This window comes from Pseudomonas sp. 57B-090624 (genome assembly GCF_003234055.1).
In the GTDB taxonomy this organism is placed as follows: domain Bacteria; phylum Pseudomonadota; class Gammaproteobacteria; order Pseudomonadales; family Pseudomonadaceae; genus Metapseudomonas; species Metapseudomonas tohonis.
On sequence record NZ_QKRU01000085.1, the window covers coordinates 1 to 19,670 of the forward strand.

The 19,670-nt window shown below is 63.8% G+C and carries 20 protein-coding genes and 1 pseudogene; 10 read left to right on the forward strand and 11 right to left on the reverse strand.

All coding sequences use genetic code 11. The annotated features are described in order from the left end of the window. Together DMX10_RS33320 and DMX10_RS27930 are read right to left on the reverse strand one after the other, a co-directional pair. Positions 1-109: pseudogene (locus DMX10_RS33320) on the reverse strand (HAD family phosphatase); the annotation flags it as partial. A 74-nt stretch (positions 110-183) separates the two neighbouring features. Beyond that, positions 184-594, reverse strand: a complete 411-nt coding sequence (locus DMX10_RS27930; protein ID WP_111264160.1) for a thioesterase family protein — start codon at positions 592-594, stop codon at positions 184-186. 108 nt (positions 595-702) lie between these two features. Here DMX10_RS27930 and DMX10_RS27935 point away from each other — a divergent pair, with 108 nt between their 5' ends. Further along, positions 703-1,404 carry a VacJ family lipoprotein gene (locus DMX10_RS27935; RefSeq protein WP_111264161.1) on the forward strand — a complete coding sequence of 234 codons (702 nt, stop codon included), beginning with the start codon at positions 703-705 and terminating at the stop codon, positions 1,402-1,404. 59 nt (positions 1,405-1,463) lie between these two features. Here the strand turns inward: DMX10_RS27935 and DMX10_RS27940 are convergent, their stop codons facing one another. Further along, entirely contained in the window at positions 1,464-1,763 is a 300-nt protein-coding gene (locus DMX10_RS27940; protein WP_111264162.1) for a PilZ domain-containing protein, read from the reverse strand. A 219-nt stretch (positions 1,764-1,982) separates the two neighbouring features. Between DMX10_RS27940 and rssB the strand changes: the two genes are divergently transcribed. Together rssB and rssC are read left to right on the forward strand one after the other, a co-directional pair. Beyond that, positions 1,983-3,167, forward strand: a complete 1,185-nt coding sequence (gene rssB, locus DMX10_RS27945) for a two-component system response regulator RssB (protein WP_111264163.1) — start codon at positions 1,983-1,985, stop codon at positions 3,165-3,167. Next, entirely contained in the window at positions 3,164-3,646 is a 483-nt protein-coding gene (gene rssC / locus DMX10_RS27950; RefSeq protein ID WP_111264164.1) for an anti-sigma factor antagonist RssC, read from the forward strand. Before rssB ends, rssC begins: the two co-directional genes overlap by 4 nt. A gap of 59 nt (positions 3,647-3,705) precedes the next feature. On the opposite strand, the gene tal is transcribed toward rssC, so the two are convergent. Next, positions 3,706-4,635, reverse strand: a complete 930-nt coding sequence (tal, locus tag DMX10_RS27955) for a transaldolase (protein ID WP_111264165.1) — start codon at positions 4,633-4,635, stop codon at positions 3,706-3,708. Positions 4,636-4,934: 299 nt separating this feature from the next. Here tal and DMX10_RS27960 point away from each other — a divergent pair, with 299 nt between their 5' ends. Then, positions 4,935-5,240 (forward strand): hypothetical protein, encoded by a 306-nt coding sequence (locus tag DMX10_RS27960; protein ID WP_111264166.1) that lies wholly within the window; start codon positions 4,935-4,937, stop codon positions 5,238-5,240. Here the strand turns inward: DMX10_RS27960 and dusA are convergent. From dusA to DMX10_RS27990, 6 genes are all read right to left on the reverse strand, one after another. Next, complete coding sequence (gene dusA / locus DMX10_RS27965; RefSeq protein WP_111264167.1) at positions 5,210-6,220, reverse strand: tRNA dihydrouridine(20/20a) synthase DusA; 1,011 nt, start codon at positions 6,218-6,220, stop codon at positions 5,210-5,212. The genes DMX10_RS27960 and dusA overlap by 31 nt on opposite strands. Before the next feature lie 336 nt (positions 6,221-6,556). Then, positions 6,557-7,255, reverse strand: a complete 699-nt coding sequence (locus DMX10_RS27970) for a dual specificity protein phosphatase family protein (protein WP_111264168.1) — start codon at positions 7,253-7,255, stop codon at positions 6,557-6,559. 122 nt (positions 7,256-7,377) lie between these two features. After that, complete coding sequence (locus DMX10_RS27975) at positions 7,378-8,784, reverse strand: ATP-binding protein (protein ID WP_111264169.1); 1,407 nt, start codon at positions 8,782-8,784, stop codon at positions 7,378-7,380. Continuing rightward, the gene (locus DMX10_RS27980; RefSeq protein WP_111264170.1) at positions 8,768-10,585 is read right to left on the reverse strand and encodes a DAHL domain-containing protein; all 1,818 of its coding nucleotides are present in this window, start codon (positions 10,583-10,585) and stop codon (positions 8,768-8,770) included. Before DMX10_RS27980 ends, DMX10_RS27975 begins: the two co-directional genes overlap by 17 nt. Further along, positions 10,582-11,547 (reverse strand): cytochrome-c peroxidase, encoded by a 966-nt coding sequence (locus DMX10_RS27985; protein ID WP_111264171.1) that lies wholly within the window; start codon positions 11,545-11,547, stop codon positions 10,582-10,584. The genes DMX10_RS27980 and DMX10_RS27985 overlap by 4 nt, the downstream gene beginning before the upstream one ends. After that, on the reverse strand, positions 11,544-13,406 hold the full coding sequence (locus DMX10_RS27990) for a bifunctional diguanylate cyclase/phosphodiesterase (RefSeq protein WP_111264172.1): 1,863 nt from the start codon (positions 13,404-13,406) through the stop codon (positions 11,544-11,546). The genes DMX10_RS27985 and DMX10_RS27990 overlap by 4 nt, the downstream gene beginning before the upstream one ends. Positions 13,407-13,771: 365 nt before the next feature. Here DMX10_RS27990 and DMX10_RS27995 point away from each other — a divergent pair, with 365 nt between their 5' ends. From DMX10_RS27995 to DMX10_RS28005, 3 genes are all read left to right on the forward strand, one after another. Then, positions 13,772-15,103: an HD domain-containing phosphohydrolase gene (locus DMX10_RS27995; RefSeq protein WP_111264173.1), complete on the forward strand. Its 1,332-nt coding sequence runs from the start codon at positions 13,772-13,774 to the stop codon at positions 15,101-15,103. 17 nt (positions 15,104-15,120) lie between these two features. Next, on the forward strand, positions 15,121-15,648 hold the full coding sequence (locus DMX10_RS28000; protein ID WP_111264174.1) for a response regulator: 528 nt from the start codon (positions 15,121-15,123) through the stop codon (positions 15,646-15,648). A 280-nt stretch (positions 15,649-15,928) separates the two neighbouring features. After that, a complete protein-coding gene (locus DMX10_RS28005; RefSeq protein WP_111264175.1) occupies positions 15,929-16,366 on the forward strand; it encodes a GNAT family N-acetyltransferase in 438 nt (145 codons plus the stop codon). Positions 16,367-16,466: 100 nt separating this feature from the next. On the opposite strand, the gene DMX10_RS28010 is transcribed toward DMX10_RS28005, so the two are convergent. Beyond that, positions 16,467-17,300, reverse strand: coding sequence for a hypothetical protein (locus DMX10_RS28010; protein ID WP_111264176.1), 834 nt, complete (start codon positions 17,298-17,300; stop codon positions 16,467-16,469). Positions 17,301-17,885: 585 nt separating this feature from the next. On the opposite strand from DMX10_RS28010, the gene DMX10_RS28015 reads away from it, so the two are divergent. The 3 genes from DMX10_RS28015 to DMX10_RS28025 are packed head-to-tail and all read left to right on the forward strand — an operon-like array spanning position 17,886 to position 19,614. Then, positions 17,886-18,569: a CsgG/HfaB family protein gene (locus tag DMX10_RS28015; RefSeq protein WP_111264177.1), complete on the forward strand. Its 684-nt coding sequence runs from the start codon at positions 17,886-17,888 to the stop codon at positions 18,567-18,569. Positions 18,570-18,601: 32 nt separating this feature from the next. Further along, complete coding sequence (locus tag DMX10_RS28020) at positions 18,602-18,955, forward strand: DUF4810 domain-containing protein (RefSeq protein ID WP_111264187.1); 354 nt, start codon at positions 18,602-18,604, stop codon at positions 18,953-18,955. Continuing rightward, positions 18,952-19,614 carry a DUF799 domain-containing protein gene (locus tag DMX10_RS28025; protein WP_111264178.1) on the forward strand — a complete coding sequence of 221 codons (663 nt, stop codon included), beginning with the start codon at positions 18,952-18,954 and terminating at the stop codon, positions 19,612-19,614. The genes DMX10_RS28020 and DMX10_RS28025 overlap by 4 nt, the downstream gene beginning before the upstream one ends. The last annotated feature ends 56 nt before the right edge of the window (positions 19,615-19,670 follow it).

Here is a 19,670-nt window from a genome sequence, read left to right on the forward strand (position 1 = left end):
GCAGGGTGCGGGTCAGGGCCACGGGGAGGGTCCGGGCGCCGAAGTCCACGAGGCAGCCGGACAGGCCGAAGAGCAGGGCGTTGAACGCGGGCGGTGTGCGGGTGGGCATGGCGAGGTCATCCTGACGGGGTCAGGTCCAGCCTAGCTGCGGCGCATGACGCGGCGATGACGGAAAGATGACGCTCAGGCGCCGTTCATCAAGGCACGCAGGGCGGCGGGCACGGGGACCGGCCGGTTGCTGGCGTGATCGACCCAGACCAGTTTGCAGTAGCCCTCGCCGTAGGTGGATTGCGGGTCTTCCTCGGTGCTCAGGCGATGCTCGACCACCAGGCTGGAGGTGCCGACCTGGCCGGCGAACAGTTCGACGACCACGGTGGCTGGGTGCACCACGGGGCGCAGGTAGGTGTGCAGGGTCTGCAGGACGACCGGACCCTGCTCGACGTTGCTCATGGGGATGCCATGGCGCTCGAACCAGGCGACCCGGGCTTCTTCCAGGTACTGGATATAGAGGGTGTTGTTGACGTGGCCGTAGCTGTCCATGTCGCCCCAGCGTACCGGGATGCGGGCAATATGAAGCAATCGTTTTTCCTGCATCGGTGGCCTTCGCTATGCTGCCTATTGCGTTCCCGATGGCCGTATAATGCGCGCCTCACCGGGCTGCCCGCGGGGCTGCCACACTACTTTTCTCTAGGAGAGTCTGCAATGCGAATGATCGGCACCGGGTGGCTCGATCGTCTTGGTCGTGTATGCGTCGTGGCTGGGCTGGCGCTGCTGCCGCTGGCGGCGGGCGCGGCGGAAAGCGATCCGTGGGAGGGCGTGAACCGGGTGATCTTCCGCTTCAACGACACCCTCGACACCTACGCGCTGAAACCGGTCGCGCAGGGCTACCAGGCGGTGACCCCCGACTTCGTCGAGGATGGCGTGCACAACGTGTTCAGCAACGTCGGCGATGTCGGCAACCTGGCCAACGACCTCCTGCAGGCGAAGTTCCACAACGCCGGTGTCGATACCGGTCGCCTGATCTTCAACACGACGTTCGGCCTGCTGGGCGTGTTCGACGTGGCCACCCGCATGGGGCTGCAGCGCAACGACGAGGACTTCGGCCAGACCCTGGGCGCCTGGGGCGTGGGCAGCGGCCCTTACGTGGTGCTGCCGTTGCTGGGCCCGAGCACCCTGCGCGACGCGCCGGCGAAGATCCCGGACAGCTACCTCGGCCCGTACCCGTACATCGACCACGTGCCGACCCGCAACGTGATCCGTGGCGCCAATGTCATCGACACCCGCGCCAACCTGCTGTCGGCGGAGAAGTTCATCCAGGGCGACAAGTACAACTTCATCCGCAACGCCTACCTGCAGAACCGTGAGTTCAAGGTGCGCGACGGTGAGGTCGAGGACGACTTCTAGGCCTTTGTGGGCATGAAAAAGGCGGCCATCGGGCCGCCTTTTTCGTTTCAGGCCATCGCTCAGCGCATCGAGATGATGGCGAGGCCGATGGACTTGCCACCGTTCTCCCCGTCGCTCACGCGCACCACCTCTGCCTCGGCTTCGAGGCCCTGCAGTTCGGCGTGATCGGATGGGATGTGGACCTTGACCTTGTCGCCGATCGCCAGCTCCACGTCCGCTTCCAGCTGCATGCCGGTGCTGGAGAGGTCGCGGCAAAGGGCGGGAATCTCGCGTCCGGCATGATGCAGGACGACATGGGCTTCGACTTGCATCCGGATGAAATCGCGTTTCTCGCTATAGGCTCGATCGCTTTGGCTCATTGCCACTGTCCTCTTGTATTTGATGGACTCTCCCCGAGCTTCTTATAACTCCCGTCGATTTCTTGTGTAAAGGCAGGTTTCGACAATCGGTGCACGCTTGAATCGCCCCGCGGATGGGAGTACCGTCTGCGCCTTGAAGCGAACCCCCATACGCGCACCAGGGCCTTGGGCCGGGTGTTCAACCAGCCCGTCCCCCGGCGCCGTTTGCCTGGATACTCCATGCACAATACCAGTGCCAAGCTGCTGATCATCGATGACGACGAGGTAGTGCGCGCAAGCCTTGCGGCCTATCTGGAAGACAGTGGTTTCAGCGTCCTGCAGGCTGCCAATGGCTTGCAGGGGCTGCAGGTTTTCGAGCAGGAACATCCCGATCTGGTGATCTGCGACCTGCGCATGCCCCAAGTCGACGGCCTCGAACTCATCCGCCGCGTAAATCAACTGCAATCCGATACCCCGGTCATCGTCGTGTCCGGTGCGGGTGTCATGAGCGATGCCGTCGAGGCCTTGCGCCTGGGCGCTGCCGACTACCTGATCAAGCCCCTGGAAGACCTGGCGGTGCTCGAGCACTCCGTGCATCGGGCCCTGGATCGCTACGCCCTGCGCGTCGAGAACCAGCGCTACCGCGAGGAGCTGGAGGCGGCCAACCGCGAGCTCCAGGCCAGCCTGCACCTGCTGCAGGAAGACCAGAACGCCGGGCGCCAGGTGCAGATGAACATGCTGCCGGTGACGCCCTGGACGGTGGACGGACTGAAGTTCGCCCACCAGATCATCCCGTCGCTCTACCTGTCTGGGGATTTCGTCGATTATTTCCGCGTGGACGAGCGCCGCGTCGCCTTCTACCTGGCCGACGTCTCGGGCCATGGCGCGTCCTCGGCCTTCGTCACCGTGCTGTTGAAGTTCATGACCACCCGGCTGCTCTATGAGTCCCGGCGTGGCGGCATGCTTCCCGAGTTCAAGCCCTCCGATGTGCTCGGCCACATCAACCGCGGCCTGATCAACTGCAAGCTGGGCAAGCACGTGACCATGCTCGGCGGGGTGATAGACGAGGAGAGCGGTTTGCTGACCTACAGCATTGGCGGGCACCTGCCGCTGCCGGTGCTGTTCAGCGAAGGCAAGGCACGCTACCTGAGCGGGCGTGGCCTGCCCGTCGGACTGTTCGATGAGGCGACCTACGAGGATCAGGTCCTCGAGTTGCCGCCATCCTTCAGCCTGACCCTTTTATCCGACGGCATTCTGGACCTTTTGCCGGGAGATACGCTCAAAGAAAAAGAAGCCGCGCTACCGGAACTGGTGTGCACGGCAGGTGGCAGTCTGGATGGCTTGCGACAGGTGTTTGGACTGGCCAATCTGGGCGAGATGCCGGATGATATCGCCTTGCTGGTGTTGAGCAGGAACCTTGCATGAGTACCGGTAAAATCCAGTTTGCCGAGCAGAACGGGACCTTCGTCCTGAAGTTCGTCGGTGAAATTCGCCTTACCTTGTGTTCGGCTCTGGATGCGACCATTGAAAAGATCTTCTCCGCGCTGAATTTCTCTGCGATCGTCATCGATCTCACGGAAACTCGTAGCATCGACAGCACCACGCTGGGCCTCCTGGCCAAGTTGTCGATCCTCTCGCGGCAGAAGGTGGGACTGTTGCCGACCGTAGTGACCACCCATCCGGACATCACCCGACTCTTGCAGTCGATGGGGTTCGATCAGGTGTTCAACATCGTCGGCAAGCCGCTGCCATGCCCGGAATGCCTGGAAGACCTGCCTCCGCAGGACCAGACCGAGGACGTGGTACGCACCAAGGTGCTGGAAGCACACCGCATCCTGATGGGGCTCAACGAGTCCAATCGAGAAGCCTTCCACGATCTGGTGAGCGCCCTCGAGCGCAGCTGATCGTCTTTCCCCCTGATTGGTGAACCCGCGCGCGCAGCCTTGTGGCTGCGCGCGCGTTTTTATTTCTGGCGGGCGTTGAGCAGAGCTTCGAGCTTTTCCTGGTCGCGGGCGAACAGGCGGATGCCTTCGGCGAGCTTCTCGGTGGCCATCGCATCTTCGTTGAACTGCCAGCGGAACTGGGCCTGGTCCAGCGCGGTGCGTGCTTCGTTGTCGCTGCCGGCGCTGAGCTTGCGCTCCAGGCTGCCCTGGTCGTCCGCGAGCTGTTGCAGGAGGTCGGGGCTGATGGTCAGGCGGTCGCAACCGGCCAATTGCTCGATCTGGCCGAGGTTGCGGAAGCTCGCACCCATCACCACCGTGTCGTAGCCGTGAGCCTTGTAGTAGCGATAGATGCGCGAGACCGACTGCACGCCCGGGTCTTCGGCGCCTGCGAAGTCGCGGCCCTCGGCCTTCTTGTACCAGTCGTAGATGCGCCCGACGAAGGGGGAGATGAGGAATACCCCGGCGTCGGCGCAGGCGACTGCCTGGGCGAAGTTGAACAGCAGGGTGAGGTTGGTCTGGATGCCGTCGCGCTCCAGTTGCTCGGCGGCACGGATACCTTCCCAGGTCGAGGCGATCTTGATCAGCACGCGCTCGCGCCCGATGCCAGCCTTGTCGTACAGGCCGATCAGGCGCTCGGCGCGGCGCAGCGTGGCCTGGGTATCGAAGGACAGGCGCGCGTCGACTTCCGTGGAGATGCGGCCCGGGATCACCTTGAGGATCTCCTGGCCGACGGCGACGCCGAAGCGGTCGCAGGCCAGGCCCAGATCGCCCGCGCTGCCGGCCACGGCTGCATCGAGCAGTTCCGCATAGCGGGGCAGGGCGGCGGCCTTGAGCAGCAGCGAGGGGTTGGTGGTGGCGTCGACCGGCTTGAGGCGGGCGATGGCGTCGAGGTCACCGGTGTCGGCGACCACGGTGGTGAACTGCTTGAGTTGATCCAGCTTGGATGTCATGGACGAAGCCTTGTCGTTGCAGATGGCGTGACCTTACCCGAGCGCCCTGGCGCGCTCAACGGGGTGGCGCGGGTAAATTCGCGGCCCTGTCCCGCGTCTTTCTCCCTGAAGGGATCGAGGGGAAGTACCGCCCCTGTCTGACCGCCGGATTCTGATTTTTTTCCGTTTTTCTTGCGGGTTTTTCGTTCCCGTTCGTCTTTATTGTTAGAGCCCCTGATTTTTCAGGGAAAAAGAGGCCGGCAGGACCGCCAGCCTCCATGCAAGCCGAACAGGCAACAGATACGTCAAGGAGTCATACCATGCCGATGAGCGACCACCAGCACCTGCGCCACCTGCTGCAGGAGGTCGGACTGAAAGCCAGCCTGCCTCGCCTGAAAGTACTGGAAGTGCTCTGCGACGCCAGCCAGGAAAGCGGCGGCATATCCACCCGGTTGCTGCACGAACGCCTGAATGCCGCCGGCGAGCCTCTCTCGCTGATCAGCGTGCGCCAGGTGCTCGGCCGCATGCTGGAGAGCGGCCTTGTCGTGCCCGGTGGGCATAAGGGGTATTGCCTGGCGCCGAGCCAGAACGCGGCTCAGTGGCCGCGCAACAGCTCGGTGGCCTGATCCAGCAACCCCAGCGGCTCGGTGGTCTTGTGCACGTCCACCGAGAGCAACTGGCGGAAGCGCCGTGCGCCGGGGAAGCCCTGGCCCAGTCCCAGTACATGGCGGGTGATGTGATGCATCTGCCCGCCCTCCGCGATGTGCCTTTCTATATAGGGGCGCAACGCCGCCAGGGCCTCGGCGCGGGTCGGTTGCGGCCTGTCGTCGCCGAACAGCCGCGCATCCACGCCCGCCAGCAGGTAGGGGTTGTGATAGGCCTCGCGGCCAAGCATCACGCCGTCGAATACCTCGAGATGCGTCGCGCACTCGTCCAGGGTCTTGATGCCGCCATTGAGGATCAGCTCCAGATCCGGGAAATCCTTCTTCAGCTGCGCGGCGACGTCGTAGCGCAGTGGCGGGATTTCACGGTTTTCCTTCGGCGACAGCCCTTCGAGGATCGCGATGCGCGCATGCACGGTGAAGCTGCGGCAGCCAGCCTCCCGCACCTGGCCGACGAAATCGCATAGTTCGGCGTAGCTGTCGCGACCGTTGATGCCGATGCGGTGCTTGACCGTAACCGGGATCGCCACCGCATCCAGCATCGCCTTCACGCAGTCGGCCACCAGGGCCGGATGGCCCATCAGGCAGGCACCGATCATGTTGTTCTGCACCCGGTCGCTGGGGCAGCCGACGTTGAGGTTCACCTCGTCGTAACCCGCTTGCTCCGCAAAGCGTGCGCAGGCCGCCAGGTCCACCGGTACGCTGCCACCTAGCTGCAACGCCAGCGGGTGCTCCGCCTCGTCGTGGCGGAGGAAACGCGCCCGATCCCCTTGCAGAAGCGCCCCTGTGGTGACCATCTCCGTATACAGCAGCGCATGGCGCGAGAGCAGGCGCAGAAAGAACCGACAATTTCTGTCCGTCCAATCCATCATCGGCGCAACGGAGAAGCGGCGGGACAGCGCAGGGCGCGTGGTTGCTGGGCTAGAGGCTATTTCTTTAAGCATTTTCGTACAGCTGATAGAGGGCGGTTTGGGGCCGTTTCCGGATGACATGGCGACGCTCAGGAAACGAAAGCGCACGGATGGAACTGCGGCCTGTCTGGCCCAGATCCGGATCATGCGGGAAGGGGTGCAAGTCTATCAGGAAGCCTTGCCCTCCGCTGGCTGCACAGCGCCAGGGCTCGGGCGCTCAGGTGGTCTTGCCACTCCAGGCAACGCTCTCTGCCCTCTGTGATCATCCCTTTGCCACGGGTGGCTCCAGGTGTCGGGCAAGTGCTATCCGGTTGATTGGCAAGGCTCCCCGTTAGAAAGCACACAGCTTCACACGCAAATCGGGCTGACCTAATACTTGTACCCCATATAAACCGCCGCATTCTTTTTGAGTTCGCGGACTTCGGATTCCCGAATGCGCATTCCATAGGAGTAATGCACAGAGTCGGAACTGCTGGAGCTGTCGTCATCCTCCACTGCGTGTGCGCTGGGTATCTCGCGGGAGATATTCGTCTGAACGGCGTGGTGCACCTTGTTTCCGCTTTTTGATGGGCCCGAGACGCTGTACATCGCCCTGTAGTCAGTCCCCCTGGAGGCATCGGTAACAATCTCGGACCACTTCGCCTCGTTTAGCCAACCCCAATAGCTGTTGTTATTGACCTGTTTCGTAAGGGAGAAGGTGATGTCGGTGCGCTCTGCCTGGCCCTTTGTCAGGAACGTGCCGGCGTCTTCGATCGTGAACCCGGCGTAACGGCAAAGGTACGCGATGAGTGCGAAGGAGGTCCTGCTGTTACCGTTAGCGCAATGTACCGTCGCGGAGCCCCTGGTTTGCAGTTCCGAATGGATGATGTCCGCAGCCGCTATGAAACAGGGAATGCACTTATCTGCGGTGTCATCCATGCCATGGCTCATATGGCGCAGATCAACTCTGTTCGCGATCTTCGACAGGTCGTGATGGGTTCCGAAATAGATGATTTCCCCTCCCGGACCGCTTATTTCTCCGCCTCGATAGCCTGCAGAAATTTCCCAGCCATTTTTACGGTATGGCATGACCTGCCTCCATTCTCGCCACTGTTCCCTGTCTGTGCGCGCCGGGTGCTGCTACGCCAGTGCGCTGAATCAATCTAGTAGCTGGAGCGGTATGCCGCTAGCGATCCGAAGAAGGGCAGCGCTCATGCCTGGCGATGTGACGCATCGATCGGTAGTTCGATCTTGAAGCGGGTTCCTTCGCCTTCATGGCTTTGCACCGACAGGGCGCCGCCGTGCTTCTGCACGATCCCATAGGAGAGCGAAAGCCCAAGGCCCGTGCCCTTGCCGACCGGTTTGGTGGTGAAGAACGGATCGAAGATGTGGGGCAGCACATCAGCAGGAATGCCGCTGCCGTCATCCGCTATCTCGATCCACACCCGCCCGTCGCCCGCCCAGGTGGTGATCACGATTCTTCCTCGTGCCTCCCCCATGGCTTGCGCTGCGTTGACCACGAGATTCATGACGACCTGGTTGATCTGCGAGGGCAGGCATTTCACCTCCGGCAGGTCGCCGAAGTTCCGCACTATGTCGGCGCGGTACTTCACCTCGCTCGCCACGATGTTCAGCGTCGACTCTATGCCCTGATGGATATCGGCCCATTGCCACTCCGTGTCGGTATCGACGCGGGAGAAGTCCTTCAGGTCCTGGATTATCTTGCGGACCCGGCCGATGCCTTCCCTCGTTTCATTCAGCAGCGAGGGGATGTCGTCCTTGAGGTAATCCAGGTCGACCCGCTTGCGAAGGGCGATCACCCGCGCCTTCAAGTCCTCGTCTGCGATGGATGGCTCCGCCGATTCATAGGCCTTAAGGACTTCAAGCAGTTCGCGGAAGTAGGTTTCCAGCGTGCTGTGATTGGACGAGATGAAGCCGATCGGGTTGTTGATCTCATGCGCCACGCCAGCGGCGAGCTGGCCGATCGACGCCAGCTTCTCGTTCTGTATCAACTGGCTTTCCAACTGCTTGCGCTCGGCCATCTCCTGCTGCAGGACGCTGTTGGTACGTGTCAGGTCCTCGGTCCGGACCCGCACCTGGTGTTCGAGGCTTTCCATCTGCTGCTGCAGGCGCTGGGTCATGTCCCACTTGGCGGTGAGCGAACAGGCGAGCTGGCTGACTTCGATATTGTCGAAGGGCTTCTTCAGGATCAGCAGCCTGTCCGCCACCCGCAGCCTGGCGAGCAGCTCTTCCCATGAATAGTCGGCATATGCCGTGCAGACGACGACTTGCAGCCGTGGGTCCGCCTGCCAGAGGTGCTCAATGGTTTCCACTCCATCCCACCCCTGCGGCATGCGCATGTCGACGAAGGCCATCGCATAGGGCCTGTCCTCGGCCAGTGCCATCTCCAGCAGCTTCAGGCCGTCCTGGCCGCGACAGGCCGAATCGATCTCGAACTCTCTCGCCTCCATGGTCGGGCCCGTGCCGAACAACTGCGCTTCGAATGCATCCAGCGCCTGGGTATCGCTGGGCTCCGGCGCGAGGATCTTGCGAAAGTCGTCGTGGATGGACGGCGTGTCGTCGATCAGCAGAATGCGGCGGTTACCCGGGTTGTCCATGCGCCAGCCCTCTCTTCTTCATAGGGATTTCCAGGGTGAAGCAGGCTCCCATTCCCGGGCCGTCGCTTTCGACCCGCAACGAGCCGTCCATCTCGATGGCGGCGAGCGCGCAACTGTGAAGCCCGAAACCGTGGCCGTCTTTCCGGGTGGTGAAGCCGTGGGCGAAGATGCGCGTCAGGTTGGCCTGCTCGATCCCCTCGCCGTTGTCCCGGACGCGTATGGTCAGGCTGGAGGCCCCCAGTTGCACGGACAGGGTCAGGCGCCGTGGCCGATCCTCCTGCGCACTCATGGCCTGCTTGGCGTTGCTGATCAGGTTCACCAGGATGAGCAGGGTGCGGTGCTTGTCCAGGACGACCTCCGGCAGGTCGTCATACTCCTTCACGATCTCGACCTGGTGCCGGACCAGCGAATCGGACTGCATGCGCAACGCATCGTCCATGAGTTCATTGATGCTGATGGGCTCGACGATGCTGGAGGGGCCAGCGTAGGACTGCTGGGTCGAGACGATCTCCTTGATGTGGTTGACGCTCCGGGTCATCTGCTCGAGCTCATTGACGATGCTCTCCCGCTCCGAAGAGAGCGCCTCCGATACCTGGGCAATGTAGCCGGGCAGCAGCTTCCCCTTCTCGTCGTGACTGATGAAGGCGCCGAGGTCCTCCTGGTGCGCCGTCATCATCTCCACCGCCCTGGCCAGGCCGAGCGCTTTGGAGTTGCGCACCCTGCGCGCCACCAGGTCGGCGGAAATATTCACGCTGTTCAGCACATTACCGACGTTGTGCAGCACGTTGGTCGCGATCTCGGCCATGCCCGCATGCCGGGCAGCGGCAACCAGCTCGCTCTGGGCGTGTTGCAGTTCATGGGTCCGCACCTGTACCCGTCGTTCGAGTTCGTCATTGGCGGCTTGCAACGCCTGGTTCATGCGGTTGATCTGCGCATAGCTGCGCAGGAGCCAATAGCCCAGGAACAGCAGCAGCGCCGCCAGGATGGCCGCGAACAGAAGCAGGTATCGGTGGGAAACCTGGTCCTGGGCGGCGGCCGCGAACTGCTCCCCGCTCAGGACTTCGATCAGCGCATCCAGGCGTGCGGCTACAGGCACGGCGGCAATCTGATTGAGCAGGACGTTGACCTGCTTCTGTTCGCTGAGAACGGTCCGAATATGAGCCGAGAACAGATCGAGGGCGCTGCCGATGTCCGGGCTCAGCCCGGCCTTCTGCTCCTCGATCTTCTGCAGGTTGAGCTGAATCTCCTCGGCCTTTTCGTTTGTCGTGACCTGCGAATACTCCATCGTGCTCAGGAGTGCGTCGAACACGTAGCCGGACATCGTGTCGAGCACCATGCTGCTGCGTTGGTCATTGATCAGGTTCTGCACGTCGTCTTCGGCAGTGGGTAGAAAATTCAGGGAGTTCCGCAGGATGGCGTTATGCGACTTGAACGCCTCGATCAGGCCGGACTTCTCCTCCAGCGCCGTCCTGTAGAGTTCCTTGTTCCGTTCCCAGCGCTTCGGGTTGTGCAGGGGCGCCTCTGCGAGGCGTTGTTCGAGGCGCTGCCAGTTGCTGTCCATTTCGCTGAGCGGGTCGACCAGCAGGTCGTAGTCGAGGTTGATGCCGATGCGCGAGCGCAGCACCTGGACTTCCCATTGGGCATCGCTCTGCTTGATCTGGCGGAGTATCGCCAGCGACCCGAAGTAGCGGGTTGGCTCGTAGGCATCCGCCCGGAAGAACAGGAACAGGAGCGTGCCGGCGAGCGCGAGCGCGGCGCCTACCAGCACGAGCCAGAGGTTACCCCTGCGGATATCGCTCACTGCGCACCTTTCGTTTCGCCCGTCAGCGTTTTCAGGAAGAGGATGATCAGCCGCTTGTCCTCCGGGTCCGCCTTGCGGCCCAGCTGGTACTTGAACATCACGTCCACGGCCTCTTCCAGGGTCTGCGCCGAGGCATCGTGGAAGTAGGGCGCGGTGAGCTCGACGTTGCGCAGGCCCGGCACCTTGAACACGTGGCGGTCCTCGTCCCGGCCGGTGACCGAGAAGCGCCCGAGGTCGGCTTCGGAGCTGCTCCCCTTGTCCTTGAAGTAGTCCCCCATGACCCCGAATTTCTGGAACATGTTGCCGCCCACGTTCATGCCCTGGTGGCAGGAGATGCATCCGCTCTGCTTGAAGCGCGCATACCCCGCCTTCTCCTCATCGCTGATGGCCGTGGAGTCGCCTTCCAGGAACAGGTCGAATCGGGCCTTGGGCGTGAGCAGCGTCCGCTCGTAGGTCGCGATGGCGTTCTGGACATTGGCCTGGGTCACCCCATCCGTGTAGCTCGACTCGAAGGCGTCCCTGTAGGTCTCGTCCGCCGCCAGGCGCGCGAGTAACGCAGGCCATTCGGACCCCATTTCCCTGGGGTTGCGGATGACATCGTCGACCTGCGCCTCCAGGCTCGCGGCGCGGCCATTCCAGAACTGGCGGAAGTTGAGGCTGGCATTGAACACGGTGGGCGTGTTCACCAGCGTCAGGTCACCGTTGAGGCCGACGGACAGGCGCTTGTCATCGGCCCCGCCCCGGTCCAGCTGGTGGCAGCTGGAGCAGGCCACGGCCCCGTTGGCGGAGAGGCGCCTGTCGTTGAACAGCCGGCGGCCCAGCTCGGCCCGTCCCGCGTCTTCGGTATGCCAGCGCGGCAGGGGCTTGATCGGTTCATTGAGCGGTGCGGCGATGCACGGGGAGGCCAGCGGCAACATCGCCAGCGCGAGGTGCAGGATGCGCCGCTTGATGTCGGCGTTCATCGTTCCGCTCCGGCGTGGCCGTTGCGACGCCTGGCGAATTCAGCGAATTCGGCGGCCGGCAAGGCCCGTGAAAAATGGTAGCCCTGGGCTTCATCGCAGTGCCGGCTCGTCAGGAACTCCAGCTGCTCGGCAGTCTCGACCCCCTCGGCCGTGACGGTGAGCCCGAGGCTGTCGGACATGGCGATGATCGCGGCGACGAGGGCCGCGTCCTTCTCATGCACGCCTATGTCGCGGACGAACGACTGGTCGATCTTCAAGGTATCGACCGGGAACAGCTTCAGGTAGCCGAGATTGGAATAGCCGGTGCCGAAGTCGTCGATCGCCAGCCGTACCCCGAGCGACTTGGCGCCCTGCAGCACGAGGGCGCTGCCTTCATGATCCTGCACCAGCAGGCGCTCGGTTATTTCCAGTTCAATGCAGCCGGGATCGACCCCCGAGCTCTCCAGCACGCGCTTCAGTGCCGGGAGGAAGTCGCCCTGGCGGAAGTCCACGGGGGAAAGATTGATCGCGGTACAGAGCGGCCCGAGCCCATGAAGATGCCACAGGTGCGTCTGCCGGCACGCCTCCTTCAGCACCCATCGGCTCAGGGGCACGATGAGGCCGGACTCCTCCGCTACCGGGATGAAGCGGGTCGGCGGAATGGCCTCGCCGTTGGGCTGGAACCACCGTATCAGGGCCTCGCAGCCGATGACGCGGCCGCTACGCAGGTCGATCTTGGGCTGGTAATGGAGCACGAACTCGTCGTTTTCCAATGCGCGCCGGATCGCCCCTTCCAGTGACTGCTGGTCCCGCGCGCGCTGCTTGAGCATCGGATCGTAGAGCCGTGCCGTGTTGCGTCCCTGGCCCTTGGCCTCGTGCATGGCGGTCTCGGCCCGCTTGATCAACATGCGCGGGTCGTCGCCGTGTTCGGGGTAGCGGCTTACCCCGATGCTCGCCGTCACGGCCAGCACCTCACCTGCAATGAGGCGCGGTGTGGCGATGGCGGCCAGGAGCTGGGCGGAAAAAACGGTGTCGCCCCCTCTGTCGGCGAAGTCGCCCACCACCACGAACTGGTCCGAGCCTGGCCGGTAGAGCACGTCCTCGTCCTTCAGCGCGCGCTGGATGGCGGTGCCGCTCGCCTGCAGCACGGCATCCCCGAATGGATAGCCCCAGGCGTTGTTTATATGTTTGAGACGGTCGAGGCCGATGTACAGGAGAGAGAATCCGGACGTCGGCGATGTGCGGATGCACCGCACCAGCCGGTCCCGGAGAAGGTTCAGGTTGGGAAGCCCGGTCAGCGCGTCGTACTGAAGATGGTGCGCGAGTTTCAGCAACTCCGATGCCCGGTGTTCGATGGTGATCTCCAGCGCCTTGACCCTGATCTTGTTCTCCTGCATGGCCTGCCACTTGGCCGTCAGGGTGTTGGCAATCTGGCGGATCTCGATGGCATCGAATGGCTTCTTCAGCACCAGCAGCCGGTCATTGAGGTTCAGGCGTTCGCTCAGTTCGTCCCAGGCCAGGTCGGAGAACGCCGTGCACAACGCGATCTGCAGATCAGGATCGAGCCGCCAGAGCCTTTCGATGGTTTCGAGGCCGTTCCAACCCGGAGGCATGCGCATGTCGACGAATGCCATCGCGTAGGGGCGGTATTCGGCCAACGCCTGCTCCGCCAGGGCGTGGCCGTCCCGGCCCTGGTAGGCATGATCCAGTTCGTAGCGGGTGGAGGGCCTGGGTTCCGCTATTCCGAAGAGCAGGGACTCCATCGAGGAGAGGCCCTGTGTCGCCTCGGGGCTGAGGATCTTGCGGTAGTCCTCATGCATCGAAGGGGTGTCGTCGATGATCAGGACGCGCCGGTTTCCCGCAGGAATGTAGTGGCTCATGGCAGCGCACGCGCTCGATGTCGCCGCGCCGCCCGACTGGCTGGAAACAATACGCGCATCGGTTGCCACATCCCTGCAATTGGCCCGTCCCTTACTTCTTAAAGTACGGGCTTGGCCATTGTTCAAGTTCACTCGCCGGGCGGTGATACGGTGCAGTTCGCAAGCGCCAGGGTCGATGGCGAGAAAACCTGAATGGTTCCGCTACACGATCGTCAGTGCGTACAAGTCATGTCCAAGTGTGCCGTTCCTGTCGATCTCCATCCTGCAATTGCTCGTGTCTCGCCGCTTTACGGGCAGTGAAAGCGACTACGCTGAAAAACATCTTCGACCCGGCTCCGATGCGAGCCATGGCAAGAGCGGATGGCATGGAAGACAACACACCCACGGATGCGACCCGTTTCACTGTGCTCCTGGTTGACGATGAGGTCTTCATCCTCAACAGCCTGAAGAGGCTTCTGCGCAGCCAGCCTTACGATCTGCTCCTGGCGGAAAGCGGCGAGCAGGCTCTCGAACTGCTCGCCAGCCATCCCGTCGATCTGGTCGTGTCCGATGCCCGCATGCCATCGATGGACGGTGCGACGCTGCTGGCGGAAATCTATCGACGTCATCCGCAGACCATCCGCATCCTGCTCACGGGCTACACGGACATGCCGACCCTGATCAAGGCGATAAACGAGGGGCGCATATACCGCTACCTGAGCAAGCCCTGGGATGACGCGGAGCTCCTGTCCACCCTCGAACAGTCGCTGGCCCACCTGCACTCCGAACGCGAGCGCCAGCGGCTCGAGAAGGTGACCCGGCAGCAGAAGGCCGCCCTCGAACAGCTCAATGCGACGCTGGAGAAACGCGTCGAGTCGCGTACCGCAGAGCTCCAGCAGACGGCCGACATGCTCGACCTGGCCTACGCGGAGCTCAAGCGCAGCTACGTGGTCAGCACCGAGGTCTTTTCCCTTCTGGTCAACCAGCGGCTTCCCCAGGGCAAGCAAACCAACCAGGCGCTCAACGAACTGGTCCGTGCCTGCTGCAATGCCGGCCTCGTGGAGTCCTCGCTGGAGCACGACCTGATCATGGCCGCTGCGCTCTACAACGTGGGCAAGCTCGGCTGGAGCGACAGCATGCTGGCGAGGCCGTCGGACCTGATGCACCACCATGAGCGCGACACCTTCAGGGCTTACCCGGAAACCAGCGAATCGCTGCTGATGTCGCTCGAACCGATGCAGGATGCGGCAAGGCTGATCCGCCACCATCAAGAGCGCTGGGATGGCAGCGGCTTTCCAGACCACCTCAAGGGCAGCGCCATCCCCCAGGGTTCGAGATTGCTCAAGCTCGCCGTGGACTTCGTGGAGTTGCAACGAGGCCTGGTGCTGGAGCGCAACATGAACCGGGACGAGGCCCTGATGTTCATTCGCAAGTACGCGGGGCGGCTGTACGACCCCGACATGATCGAGCCCTTCGTCCAGGTCTGCGCCTCATACCTGACAGACATCACGCTCGCCGATCCCCGCGTGCGCGGGCTGGGTACGCGCGACCTCGAAGGCGGCATGGTGCTGGCACGCAACCTCAACGCGGACAACGGCATGTTGCTGCTCAACGCGGGCAAGGTGCTGACCCCGGTGCTGGTGGAAAAACTGATCGCCTTCGAGGCGATGGAAGGCACGCGCTACACCGTATTCGTGCGCGTTGCGGAAACAGCCTGATTTCACTGGAGGTCCCCATGGCACGTATCCAGTTGGTCGACGATGACCCATTGATCCTCCGCACGCTCCAGCGAGCGATGCGGGATGCCGACTGGGAGCTGGAACCGTTCGACGATCCGGTCCTGGCGTTGCACGCCCTGGCGGAAAAGCCCTATGAGGTGATCGTCTGCGACCACCATATGCCCGACATCGATGGCGTCACCTACCTGCAATTCGCCAAGCAATGCCAGCCCGCCAGCATCCGTATCCTCCTGAGCGGCATGGCCGATCACCAGGCACTGATGCAGGCGATCAACCAGGCTGAAATCTATCGGTTCATCCCCAAGCCCTGGGAAAACGAAGAGCTGCTCGCCACCATCCGGGGGGCGTTGAACCTGTACCGGACGCGCGAGCATGACCGCAGGGCACTCGACCTCCTGCAGATCCACAAGCACCGGGGCGAAGCCGAGCGCATGCAGATCAAGGTGCTCAAGACCCGCCACGGTGAGCTGTACGAAGTGCAGCGAGATGAACAGGGCCGCATCGTGCTGGACGGGGAGGAGTGAGCCCCGGCGCTACGGTCCCCGTCCTCCCCAGTCGCTCCTCCTCGAACCCGTGGAATCACGCCCCGGGGCGTGGCCATGGATCATCGGTCCTGCCCGTGCCGGACGTCCTGCTGCCATCGCCTCGCACCGGGCCCCGGCCCGCATTCGCCGTCTTGCCAACAGCGTCACGAACCCGAGAGCGTGCGTCCGGGAGAGTGCGGCGATCCATGCGCCGGATCAATTGCGGCGTGTTTCCAGTCGCTAGGATGCGCCCGAATCCAACCACGAAAAGGAGTTCTTCATGTCAGATCGGGTTTCCATTCACCTGGCGGGCGCTCCGGGTATCCAGGCTGCGGAGAAGCTGCTCGAGCTGGATGGTTACGGCAGTTTCAGGCAGGTCATGAGCGGGGAGATGTCCGCGGCGCTGGACGAGGAGTGCTACCTGGTGGCCCTCGAGGGCGACTACGTCGGTTTCGCCGTGATCCGAGGCGCCTCCGCCGGCAACTCGGGCTTCTTCGAGATATTCCGGCTGTTCGTCGCCGTACCCGCGCGCGGCAAGGGCGTGGGCAGGCGCGCGGTCGCCCAGCTCATCGAGTTGCTCAAGAGGCGGGGCAAGGATGAGCTGGTGCTGGACGTCGAGAGCGAAGGCGCGGCGGCGTTCTGGGAGACCGTGTTGCAGGGCTACAAGGTCCATGACCTGCATAACGGCAAGCGCATCGTCCATCTCTACCCTGCCTGAACCTCCCGGCCCGGTGCGGCATTGCTGGCGGATCGGGTTCCGCGATGCCGCTGCCCCCGGTGGTGACGGTCGATGGCGGCACCGGGTGGTGCCGCCTGGCTCAGCCGGTGGCCGGGCATTGTGCGGGCAGGTCGAGGCGCTGGCGAAGCTCGCGGAAATGGGCGAGCGAATCGCGGAAGAAGGCTGCCGGCAGTACCCCGTAGTCCCGCAGCGCATGCTCCACCCGGTCCAGTCCGGCCCGCTCGGCCAGCTCATAGGCGCGCATGCCCTTTTCGATGCGCTCGGCGGTGCTGGCGAAGTCGGCGAACTTCATGTCGCGGCTGCTGGGGAAGTAGGCGAATTCGATGCGCGGGCGCAGTGCGACCTGGCGGATCAGCGGCCAGTCCAATGCCGCCAGGGCACGTTCCACGGCCGGCCCGACGATGGCAGCCTGCTCCCACAGGAAGAACGCTTCGAACAGCTCGCGCCGCTCCGGTTGCGACAAGGGCTCGCCCAGGGCCTGGGCGCGGTGGCAGGCGTCCAGGGCGGCCAGCAGGCGGGGCTGCAGGAAGCGCGTTGCCCCCTGCGCCTGGCCATGCAACCGGCTGAAGTGGTAGGCCGTGTAGGCCTCGACGCAGACCTGCCGGTTGATCTCGCGGAAGGCGTCGGCGAAGGCGTGCAGCTGGCGCAGCTTGTCCTGGCGCAGGGCGGGGGAGAAGAGGAACTGGGCGGAGAGCAGGGCGCCGACCCGCATGCCGAGGGCGAAGTAGCCGGCACCCCACAGTGCGCCGTGTGCGGCGATCAGGGGGAAGACGTTGCGTCCGCCGGAGCACTCAAAGAGATGGTGATAGACCGAGGCGCGCTGCCCCAGGTTGGTGATGGCGCCGGCCAGGAGCGTCGCCTCCTGGTGAATCCGCTGGTGGTCTCGGGTGAGGGTGTCGCCGTCGCTATCCATATGCAGGGCTCCAGAACGAATCGTCTGGATTAAATCTATGCAGGCCCGGCTCCACCCGCCTCGCGGCAAATTGCCTCAGGGTTCGGGCCCCCGCAGCTGGAAAGGGTGACGCCAGCCTCAAGGCGAGGGCGTGCGACGGCATGGTCAGCAGGTCCTACCGATACGCCCGCTGGTCGGGCCGGCATCGGTTTCGCGGCGAAAGGCCAGTATTCTCGCGCGCCTGTCTGTTCCCTGGCGGGGCGCCTGTCCGCACGCAGCGTCGGTGCGCCGCCCGGGAGCAAGATCCATGGAGCCGTAGCAGCAGGACATTGGATGTCGTCTTCACCCCTCGGCCCGGCCGGTTTTCTTCCGGCCCGCCGCACCGATCCCGTACCGATCTCGCACCGTCACTGGGCTGCCGCCCGATGCCGCCCGGCATTTCGTCGACATGATCACAGCCGGCAGATTTTCCCGGAGCGCGCCCCTGGGGATCGCTTGCCGCCGCTCGTCTTCAGCCTGATCGCCCCGCCGAATCCATTCCGCCAACGCGCCGCTGCCCGCCAGGCTGTCGTCGCCGGCACTTTCCGCACGTTCAAGGAGAACCCCATGAGCATCGTCTCGAGAACCGCACTGCTGCCGCTCCTGGCAGCCGTGACCCTGGCCGGCCTGTCGGGCTGCGCCACCGAAACCTCCACCGCCGTTGCGGTGCAGCAGGTCGAAAGCGTCAACCGCCCGTATAGCGGCCCGCGCTCACCCATCGCCGTGGGCAAGTTCGACAACCGTTCCAGCTACATGCGCGGCATCTTCTCCGACGGCGTCGACCGCCTCGGCGGCCAGGCCAAGACCATCCTCATCACCCACCTGCAGCAGACCAACCGCTTCAGCGTGCTGGACCGCGACAACATGAGCGAGATCCAGCAGGAAGCGGCGATCAAGGGCCAGGCCCAGCGCCTCAAGGGTGCCGATTTCGTGGTCACCGGCGATGTCACCGAGTTCGGTCGCAAGGAAGTGGGCGACCACCAGCTGTTCGGCATCCTCGGCCGTGGCAAGACCCAGATCGCCTACGCCAAGGTGGCGCTGAACATCGTCAACATCTCCACCTCCGAGGTCGTCTATTCGACCCAGGGCGCGGGCGAGTACGCGCTGTCCAACCGCGAAGTGATCGGCTTCGGCGGCACCGCCAGCTACGACTCCACCCTCAACGGCAAGGTGCTGGACCTGGCCATGCGCGAGGCGGTGAACAAGCTGGTCAATGCGGTCGACAGCGGTGCCTGGAAGCCGCAGAACTGAAATCACGGATGCTCTAGGGAATGACAATGGAAATGCGCAAGACCATCGCCTGCTCGGCGGCACTGCTGGGCAGCCTGATGCTGGCCGGCTGCAGCGGGCCGAAGACGCTGTACCAGTGGGAGGGCTACCAGACCCAGGTCAACCAGTACTTCAAGGGCGAGGCCCGGGAGGCGCAGGTCGAGGCGCTGGAAGCCGACCTGCAGAAGATCAAGGCGAAGAATGGCGCGGTGCCGCCGGGCTACCACGCCCAGCTCGGCCTGCTGTACTCGACCCTCGGCAAGGATGACCAGATGATCCAGGCGTTCCAGACCGAGAAGGCGCTGTTCCCCGAGTCCGCCTCGTACATGGACTTCCTGATGAAGAACGCCAAGGGAGGCGCACAATGACCCGCCTGTTTTCCCGGTTGCTGGCCTGCGCCGTGCTCGGTGCGCTGATCAGCGGCTGCGCACCGACCAAGAGCGTGGATTACTCGGCCTTCAAGGAGGCGCGCCCGCGTTCGATCATCGTGCTGCCGCCGCTCAACGAGTCGCCCGACGTGAAGGCGACCTACAGCATGCTGTCCCAGGTCACCTATCCCCTGGCCGAGGCCGGCTACTACGTGCTGCCGGTGGCCCTGGTGGACGAGACCTTCCGCCAGAACGGCCTGACCGCCGCCGGTGACATCCACCAGCTGCCGCCGGCCAAGCTGCGCGAGGTCTTCGGCGCCGACGCCGCGCTCTACGTCACCGTGAGCGAGTACGGTACCCAGTACATGCTGATCAGCAGCGCCTCGATCGTCACCGCCAGCGCCCGCCTGGTCGACCTGAAGAGCGGAACCACCCTGTGGACCGGCTCGGCGACCGCCTCCAGCGAGGAGGGCAACAACGGCAACAGCGGTGGCCTGGTGGGCATGCTGGTGACCGCTGCTGTGAAGCAGATCATCAACAGCTCCATGGAGGACGCGTCCTATCCCATCGCCGGGATGACCAGTGCGCGCCTGCTCTCGACCGGCCGCAACGGTGGCCTGCTCTACGGTCCGCGTTCGCCGAAATACGGCACCGACTGATCGGATCGCCGGCGCACCGCCCGGTGCGTCGGCTCCTTCTTCCAGCTTCGCCCCCG

What these genes read in the sequence shown, in the direction of transcription:
- rssB (WP_111264163.1), top strand. Translation starts at nt 1,983, where the DNA reads ATGCACAATACCAGTGCCAAGCTGCTGATCATCGATGACGACGAGGTA.
- DMX10_RS27935 (WP_111264161.1), top strand. Translation starts at nt 703, where the DNA reads ATGCGAATGATCGGCACCGGGTGGCTCGATCGTCTTGGTCGTGTATGC.
- DMX10_RS28015 (WP_111264177.1), top strand. Translation starts at nt 17,886, where the DNA reads ATGAGCATCGTCTCGAGAACCGCACTGCTGCCGCTCCTGGCAGCCGTG.
- rssC (WP_111264164.1), top strand. Translation starts at nt 3,164, where the DNA reads ATGAGTACCGGTAAAATCCAGTTTGCCGAGCAGAACGGGACCTTCGTC.
- DMX10_RS27930 (WP_111264160.1), bottom strand. Translation starts at nt 594, where the DNA reads ATGCAGGAAAAACGATTGCTTCATATTGCCCGCATCCCGGTACGCTGG.
- tal (WP_111264165.1), bottom strand. Translation starts at nt 4,635, where the DNA reads ATGACATCCAAGCTGGATCAACTCAAGCAGTTCACCACCGTGGTCGCC.
- dusA (WP_111264167.1), bottom strand. Translation starts at nt 6,220, where the DNA reads ATGCTTAAAGAAATAGCCTCTAGCCCAGCAACCACGCGCCCTGCGCTG.
- DMX10_RS27995 (WP_111264173.1), top strand. Translation starts at nt 13,772, where the DNA reads ATGGAAGACAACACACCCACGGATGCGACCCGTTTCACTGTGCTCCTG.
- DMX10_RS28010 (WP_111264176.1), bottom strand. Translation starts at nt 17,300, where the DNA reads ATGGATAGCGACGGCGACACCCTCACCCGAGACCACCAGCGGATTCAC.
- DMX10_RS27970 (WP_111264168.1), bottom strand. Translation starts at nt 7,255, where the DNA reads ATGCCATACCGTAAAAATGGCTGGGAAATTTCTGCAGGCTATCGAGGC.
- DMX10_RS27960 (WP_111264166.1), top strand. Translation starts at nt 4,935, where the DNA reads ATGCCGATGAGCGACCACCAGCACCTGCGCCACCTGCTGCAGGAGGTC.
- DMX10_RS28025 (WP_111264178.1), top strand. Translation starts at nt 18,952, where the DNA reads ATGACCCGCCTGTTTTCCCGGTTGCTGGCCTGCGCCGTGCTCGGTGCG.
- DMX10_RS28005 (WP_111264175.1), top strand. Translation starts at nt 15,929, where the DNA reads ATGTCAGATCGGGTTTCCATTCACCTGGCGGGCGCTCCGGGTATCCAG.
- DMX10_RS28000 (WP_111264174.1), top strand. Translation starts at nt 15,121, where the DNA reads ATGGCACGTATCCAGTTGGTCGACGATGACCCATTGATCCTCCGCACG.
- DMX10_RS27940 (WP_111264162.1), bottom strand. Translation starts at nt 1,763, where the DNA reads ATGAGCCAAAGCGATCGAGCCTATAGCGAGAAACGCGATTTCATCCGG.
- DMX10_RS27990 (WP_111264172.1), bottom strand. Translation starts at nt 13,406, where the DNA reads ATGAGCCACTACATTCCTGCGGGAAACCGGCGCGTCCTGATCATCGAC.
- DMX10_RS27975 (WP_111264169.1), bottom strand. Translation starts at nt 8,784, where the DNA reads ATGGACAACCCGGGTAACCGCCGCATTCTGCTGATCGACGACACGCCG.
- DMX10_RS28020 (WP_111264187.1), top strand. Translation starts at nt 18,602, where the DNA reads ATGCGCAAGACCATCGCCTGCTCGGCGGCACTGCTGGGCAGCCTGATG.
- DMX10_RS27985 (WP_111264171.1), bottom strand. Translation starts at nt 11,547, where the DNA reads ATGAACGCCGACATCAAGCGGCGCATCCTGCACCTCGCGCTGGCGATG.